Here is a 5,770-nt window from a genome sequence, read left to right as displayed (position 1 = left end):
GTGGCCCACGCGGCGGGGCGCTCGGCGCGGTGACGGGCGATGCGCCGCGCCATCTCCTCGTCCAGCGCCTCGGCGGTTGCCATGTAGGTCACGGCGTCGCCCGCCAGCTCCGCGGCGCGCCGCTCCGCCCAGCCGCTCTTGCCGCTCCGGGCGCCGCCGGTCACCAGCACGATCCGCCCCATCGCGCTCACCTCCGGGCCGCGGCGAGGCCGGCGAGCCGGTCCACGGCGTCCATGTCGAGCGCCCCCTCCACCGCGTCGGCCAGGCGGTCCAGCTCCCGGTCCAGGTGCGCCTCCCAGCGCCCCGGGTCTCCCGCGCCGTCCCGGAGCGAGCCGAGCCAGGCGGCCCGCACCGCGTCGTCCGCGAAGACGCCGTGCAGGTAGCACCCCCACACCGGCCCGGCCGCCACGCCCGCCGGCTCCCCCTCGATCCGCATCAGCACCTCGGCGCCCCGGCCCGGCTCCGTGCGCCCGTGGTGGATCTCGTACCCCGCCGACTCGCGGCCCCCGAGCGCGGCGAGCGGGCCGGTGCACCCCGTCCACACGCCGCGCGCCCGGCGGACCGTCTTCCCCTCGGCGAGCGTGGTGCGGGCGTCCAGCAGCCCCAGCCCGGGGACCTCCCCGCCCCCCTCCAGCCCCAGCGGGTCCGCCACCACGGCGCCCAGCATCTGGTAGCCGCCGCAGAGCCCGACGACCGGTACACCGGCCGCCGCCCGCGCGCGGACCGCCGCGGCGAGCCCCGTCTCCCAGAGCCAGCGCAGGTCGCCCGTGGTGTTGCGGGTACCGGGGAGCACCACGGCGTCCGCGTCGGCCAGCCCCTCCGGCCGCTCCGTCCATCGCACCCGCACCCCCGGCTCGGCCGCGAGCGGGTCCAGGTCGTCGAAGTTGGCGAGGTGGGGGAGGCGCACCGCCGCCACGGTCAGGGCGCCGCCCGCGCCGCGGTCCTCCACCGAGGCCGCGTCCTCCTCCGGGAGGTCCAGCCGCAGCCAGGGGACCACCCCTAGCGTGGGGATCCCGGTGCGCGCGTGGAGGATCTCCGGGGCGGGGGCCAGGAGCGAGGCGTCGCCGCGGAAGCGGTTCAGCACGAAGCCGGCGATTCGGGCGCGGTCCGCTTCCGGCAGAAGGGCCCAGGTGCCGTAGAGCGCCGCGAAGGCGCCCCCGCGGTCGATGTCGGCCACCAGGAGCACGGGGGCGTCTGCCTCGTGGGCGACCCGCATGTTCACCACGTCGGGGAGGTTGATCTCCGCCGGGCTCCCCGCCCCCTCGATCACCACCAGCTCCGCGTCGGCGCGCAGCGTCGCCAGGGAGTCGCGCACGATCCCCCAGAGCGCCGCCTTGCGCTCCGTCCAGGGGAGCGCGGTGAGCGCCGCGTCGCGCCGGCCGAGCACCACCACCTCGGAGCGGGTGTCGGCCAGCGGCTTGAGGAGCACGGGGTTCATCTCCGGGCGCGGCTCCACGCCGGCCGCGCGCGCCTGCAGCGCCTGCGCGCGGCCGATCTCCCCGCCGCAGGGGGTCACCGCCGCGTTGTTGCTCATGTTCTGCGCCTTGAACGGCAGGACGCGCACCCCCCGCCGGGCGTAGATGCGGCAGAGGGCGGCGGTCAGGAGCGACTTCCCCGCCCCGGAGGAAGTCCCCTGCACCATCAGCGTGCGAGCGGTCAAGGGCAGTGCGTCGGAAGGGGTGTCGGACGGCCGGGAGGCCCGAGTCTACGGCGGCGCGGTGGCGAGTGTCAAACCCGTCTGGACGGCGCCCGTTCGCCCGTCCATCTTCCCCGCATGAGCGAAGCTTCCATCCCCCGCCTGGTCCTCGCCGCGCCCGGCACCGGCCAGGGGAAGACCACCGTGGCCGCGGCGCTGATGCGGCTCCTCTGCGAGCGCGGGTTCCGCGTGGCCCCATTCAAGGCGGGGCCGGACTACGTGGACCCCACCCACCACCGCGCCGCCGCCGGGCGCCCCAGCCGCAACCTGGACGCGTGGCTCCTCCCCCCGGACACGCTGCGCGCCCTGTTCCGCCGCGCCGTCACGGGAGAGCGGGAGGCGGACGTGGCGGTGGTGGAGGGGATGATGGGGCTCTTCGACGGACGCTCGGCCACCACGGACGAGGGCTCCACCGCGGCGACGGCGCGCCTGCTCGCCGCGCCCGTGGTGCTGGTGCTGGACGTGTGGACCCTGGCGCGCACCGCGGCCGCGGTGGTGGGGGGGCTCCACCGCTTCGACCCGGCGCTCCCGCTCGCGGGGGTGGTGCTGAACCGCGCCGCCGGTCCCGGCCACTACGCGCTCTGCCGCGACGCCATCGAGGCGGAGACCGGCGTCCCCGTGCTGGGCTGGCTCCCCGCCGAGGCGGCCCTCGCCGTCCCCGAGCGGAACCTGGGGCTGGTGCTCGCCGGGGAGCAGGCGATGGACCTGGCCCGGCTGGCGGCGCGCGCGGCGGAGACGCTGGACGTGGATGCACTGCTGGCGGTGGCGCGCTCCGCGCCGCCGCTCCCCGCCAGGCCGGACCCGCTCCCCGCGCCGGTGGGGGCGCGGCGGGCCACCATCGCCGTCGCCCGGGACGCGGCCTTCGACTTCTACTACGAGGACAACCTGGACCTGCTCCGCGACCTGGGCGCGGAGCTGCGCTTCTTCTCCCCCCTGGCGGACGCGCGCCTCCCGGACGGCGCGGGGGCGCTCTACCTGGGCGGCGGGTACCCGGAGCTGCACGCGGCGCGGCTCGCGGGCAACGCGCCCATGCGGGAGGCGGTGCGGCGCTTCGCGGAGGCCGGGCGCCCGGTCTACGCCGAGTGCGGCGGGCTGATGTACCTGTCCGAAGCGCTGGTGGACGCGGAAGGGGTCCGCCACCCCATGGCCGGCGTCGTCCCCGGTGACTCCGTGCTGCGGGAGCGCGTCGTCATCGGGTACCGGGAGATGACCGCGCTGCGCGACTCCCCCATCGCCCGCGCCGGGGAGACGGTGCGCGGGCACGAGTTCCACTACTCGGTGCGGGAGCCGCACGACGCCGCGGCGGCCTACCGCGCCGAGGGCGGAGAGACGGAGGGAGTGGTGGCCGGGCCGCGCGGCAACGTGCTCGCCTCGTACCTGCACGTGCACTTCGGGACCGCGCCGCACCTGGCGGAGCGGCTGGTGGCGCGGGCGGCGGAGGGATAGCCCCGGTGCGCGGCTTGCGTCCACTCCGCGGGTTGGTTCACGGCAGTACGTACCCGAAGCGGAGGAGATGGACGATGACGATGCGTGGACGCTGGGCCGTTCCCGGGCTGCTGGCGCTCGCCCTGGGCGCCTGCGGCGGCGGGGCGGACGCGGAGGGCGAGCCGGAGTCGGAAACCGTGGCCGCACTCCCGGCGGACGCCGGGGTGACCGTCACGACCGACACCGCGGCGGCCGGGACGGCGGCGGGCACACAGGGCGGCACCGCCACCGCGGCCGTGCGCGACCGCTCCGGCCGTGAGCTCGGCACCCTCACCCTCTCCGGGACCGGGCAGGCGATCCGGGTGGCGGGGACGCTGCACGGGCTCCCGCCGGGCGAGCACGCGATCCACCTCCACCAGGCCGGGCAGTGCCAGCCGCCCTTCCAGTCGGCGGGGGGGCACTGGAACCCCACGAGCAACCAGCACGGGACGCAGAACCCGCAGGGCCCGCACATGGGCGACATGCCCAACGTCACGGTGGGGCAGGACTCCACGGTGAACGTGCAGGTGACCACCCCGGGCGGCACGCTGCGCGGCGAGGACGGGCTGCTGGACGCCGACGGCGCGGCCGTGGTGGTGCACGCCGGCGCGGACGACTATCGTTCCGACCCCGCCGGAGGCGCGGGAGAGCGGATCGCCTGCGGGGTGGTGCAGGGCGCCTGAGCGAGCCGATCCGTCGGCGAACATCGAATTCGAGAGGCCATGAGCGGCAAGCAGACGGTGGGGGCGGCGGAGTTCTGGGACAACATCTTCGCCCAGGGCTCGCGGGCGGGGTACAGCACGGTGAGCCTCCCCGACGACGACGACCCCGTCGTCCCTGCGCTGCACGCGGCGCTGGAGCACTTCGGCGACGTCCGTGGGAAGACGATCCTCGACCTGGGGTGCGGCCGGGGAGCGACCTCGCTCTTCCTGGCGAGCCGCGGCGCGCACGTGGTGGCGGTGGACATCAGCCCCTCGGCCACCGAGAACCTGCGCGCGTTCTGCGCGGAGAACGGGATCGACAACGTGACGCCGGTCTGCATGGAGGCGATGGAGATCGGCCGCCTGGACCGGGTGGACTTCGCGTTCGGCTCCATGATCCTGCACCACATCGAGCCCTTCGCCGAGTTCGCCGAGCTGCTGCGGGGGCGGGTGCGGCCGGGGGGGCGCGGGTTCTTCTGGGAGAACAACGCGCGGAGCGAGCTGATGATCTGGTTCCGGCAGAACGTCGTGGGCCGGTTCGGCGTCCCCAAGTACGGCGACGACGAGGAGTTCCCGCTCACCCCCGGCGAGGTGGGGATCCTCCGGAGGCACTTCCGCGTGGAGCTGCGCTACCCGGAACTGTACTTCTTCCGGATGATCCCGCCGTACCTGCTCCGCGGCCGGTTCGAGGAGCCGTTCGCCCGGCTGGACCGGGCGTTCTACCGGTTCGAGCGCCTGCGGCAGTACACGTACCGGCAGTACGTCCTCCTTTCCTGAGCGGCGCCGGGGACGTTCCGCGGCCCCGATCCCCACCCGAGCGGCTGCTCGGGTGGGGATCTTGCATTCCGGGGGCGCGGACCCCCCGACCGAGGAGCACATGGCGAATCCGTTCCGCGACCTGTTCATGGGGACCAGCACCCGCGAGCTGGTGGAGGCGCACGTCCCCCACCGCACCTTCGCGGACGTGGTCCTCCCCCCCGAGACGCGCCGGGCGCTGGAGCACGCCCTGGCGCAGATCCACAACCACGACCTGATCTTCCGGCGCTGGGGGCTGGGGGAGCGGCACGACGCCGGGCTGGGGCTGGCCTTCAACTTCGCCGGGCCGCCGGGGACCGGGAAGACGATCTGCGCCGAGGCCATCGCCCACACGCTGGGGCGGCGGCTGCTGGTGGTTCGCTACGCCGAGCTGGAGTCGCAGTGGGCGGGGGCGACGGGGAAGAACGTCTCGGCCGTGTTCCGCTCCGCCGCGGAGCAGGGCGCGGTGCTCTTCTTCGACGAGGCGGACGCCATCGCCTCGCGCCGCTCCACCCTGACGGACCAGGGCTACCAGCGCGAGGCCAACCTGGTGGTGAACGTCCTCCTCCGCGAGCTGGACGAGTTCCCCGGCGTGGTGGTGTTCGCCACCAACCTCGCCGCCAACTTCGACCCCGCCTTCGAGCGCCGCATCCGCACCCACATCCTCTTCGCGATGCCCGGCCCGGAGGAGCGGGAGCAGATCTGGCGGGTGCAGCTCCACCCGGTGAAGACCCCGCTGGGCGACGACGTGGACTTCGGCGCCCTGGCGGAAGCGTACCCGGCGAGCGGCGGCGACATCAAGAACGCGGTGCTCAAGGCCGCGCAGATGGCCGCCTCCGAGCCGGCGCCCGACGCCGAGAAACGGATCCGGCAGCACCACTTCGAGGAGGGGATGCGGCAGGTGCTGGCCGCGCGCTCGGTCATGGGGCAGTCGCTCTTCGGAGAGGGGGCGCCGGACCCCTGGGCCGCGCTGGCCGCCGGGGGCACGGCCGACGACGAGGTGCGCGACGAGCTGGGGGCGCTGGGGGTGCGCCTCGCGGAGGTGGAGGACGCGCTGACGGCGCTCCCGGAGCGGCTGGGGCGCGTGGAGGGCACCGTCGGGGCGCTCCCCGAC

General features: G+C 75.5%; 6 protein-coding genes. 4 read left to right on the top strand and 2 right to left on the bottom strand.

Going from position 1 to position 5,770, the window contains the following annotated elements; genetic code table 11:
* The coding region (locus VGR37_14470) for a bifunctional adenosylcobinamide kinase/adenosylcobinamide-phosphate guanylyltransferase (GenBank protein HEV2148605.1) at positions 1-182 on the bottom strand (182 nt) is incomplete at its 3' end.
* 5 nt (positions 183-187) lie between these two features.
* The gene (locus tag VGR37_14465; GenBank protein ID HEV2148604.1) at positions 188-1,660 is read right to left on the bottom strand and encodes a cobyric acid synthase; all 1,473 of its coding nucleotides are present in this window, start codon (positions 1,658-1,660) and stop codon (positions 188-190) included.
* Between the two features lie 114 nt (positions 1,661-1,774).
* Between VGR37_14465 and VGR37_14460 the strand changes: the two genes are divergently transcribed.
* The 4 genes from VGR37_14460 to VGR37_14445 all read left to right on the top strand — a co-directional run.
* Positions 1,775-3,142, top strand: coding sequence for a cobyrinate a,c-diamide synthase (locus VGR37_14460; GenBank protein ID HEV2148603.1), 1,368 nt, complete (start codon positions 1,775-1,777; stop codon positions 3,140-3,142).
* A 74-nt stretch (positions 3,143-3,216) separates the two neighbouring features.
* Positions 3,217-3,843: a superoxide dismutase family protein gene (locus tag VGR37_14455; protein HEV2148602.1), complete on the top strand. Its 627-nt coding sequence runs from the start codon at positions 3,217-3,219 to the stop codon at positions 3,841-3,843.
* Positions 3,844-3,882: 39 nt separating this feature from the next.
* Positions 3,883-4,638 (top strand): class I SAM-dependent methyltransferase, encoded by a 756-nt coding sequence (locus VGR37_14450; GenBank protein ID HEV2148601.1) that lies wholly within the window; start codon positions 3,883-3,885, stop codon positions 4,636-4,638.
* Between the two features lie 100 nt (positions 4,639-4,738).
* A partial coding sequence (locus VGR37_14445) for an ATP-binding protein (GenBank protein ID HEV2148600.1) occupies positions 4,739-5,770 on the top strand: 1,032 nt, incomplete at its 3' end.

It is taken from the genome of Longimicrobiaceae bacterium (assembly GCA_035936415.1).
In the GTDB taxonomy this organism is placed as follows: domain Bacteria; phylum Gemmatimonadota; class Gemmatimonadetes; order Longimicrobiales; family Longimicrobiaceae; genus JAFAYN01.
The sequence above is the reverse complement of the archived record's forward strand: the minus strand, read 5'-3'. Positions and strand labels throughout refer to the sequence as shown.